Annotated in this window: 1 protein-coding gene; it reads right to left on the bottom strand. The window is 51.5% G+C overall.

The window, feature by feature from the left end:
• On the bottom strand, positions 1-1,167 hold a 1,167-nt coding region (locus H7U22_RS22765; protein WP_187073635.1), incomplete at both ends, for a hypothetical protein.

The following is a 1,167-nucleotide window of genomic DNA, read 5'->3' as shown; positions in this document are numbered from 1 at the left end:
GATGCTTCCCGTTGGCGTTCCGCAGACCGGCTGTGCCGAAACAGAAACCGTTGGTGCGTTCGCCTCAACTTTCGCTGGGCTGATGGTGAACGGCGCTGCTGCCGAATTGCATCCATCAACACTCTGTGAGGTGACGGTATGTGATCCCGGAGTTAAAGCTGAATAAATTAAAGTTGCCGTAAATGCACCGCCGTCTACACTGTATTTCTCACCTGTTGCAGCCGTAATGGTGATGCTTCCTGTCGGCGTTCCGCAGACTGGCTGGGTAACTGCGAACACAGGTGTGCTCGCCACAACTTTCGCTGGCGTAATCGTAAACGGCATTGCTGCAGAATTACAAGCATCAACACTTTGTGAGGTTACCGTATGTGCACCAGGAGTTAATGAAGCGTAAGTGGTGGCTGCCGTAAATGCACCGCCGTCTACACTGTATTTCTCGCCAGTTACAGCCGTGATGCTGATGCTTCCTGTCGGTGTTCCACAAACCGGTTGCGTTAAGGCGAACACCGGTGTGCTCGCTACAGCTTTCGCTGGGCTGATGGTGAACGGTGTTGCTGCCGAGCTGCATCCATCTACACTCTGTGAGGTAACGGTATGTGATCCCGGAGTTAAAGCTGAATAAATTAAAGTTGCGGTAAACGCACCGCCGTCTATACTGTATTTCTCGCCGGTTACCGCAGTGATGCTGATAGTTCCTGTTGGCGTTCCGCAAGTTGGTTGCGTTAATGCAAATACCGGAGTAGTTGCTACAACTTTCGCTGGCGTAATGGTAAACGGCGTTGCCGCAGAGTTACAACCATCAACACTCTGTGAGGTTATCGTATGTGAACCCGGCGTTAATGAAGCATAAGTTGTAGTTGCTGTAAAAGTTCCACCGTCTATGCTGTACTTCTCACCGGTTACAGCGGCGATGCTGATGCTTCCAGTCGGCGTTCCACAGACTGGCTGGGTAACTGCGAATACAGGGGCATTTGCTACCGCTTTCGCTGGGCTGATGGTAAACGGCACTGCTGCAGAGCTGCATCCATCTACACTTTGTGAGGTTACCGTATGTGCGCCCGGAGTTAAAGCTGAATAAATTAAAGTTGCCGTAAATGCACCGCCGTCTACACTGTATTTCTCGCCTGCTACCGCAGTGATGCTGATGCTTCCTGTCGGTGTTCCACA

The sequence above is a fragment of the Pedobacter fastidiosus genome (assembly GCF_014306625.1).
Taxonomy (GTDB): Bacteria; Bacteroidota; Bacteroidia; order Sphingobacteriales; family Sphingobacteriaceae; genus Pedobacter; species Pedobacter fastidiosus.
Note: the sequence above shows the minus strand (reverse complement) of the source record. Positions and strands in the feature narration are given on the sequence as shown.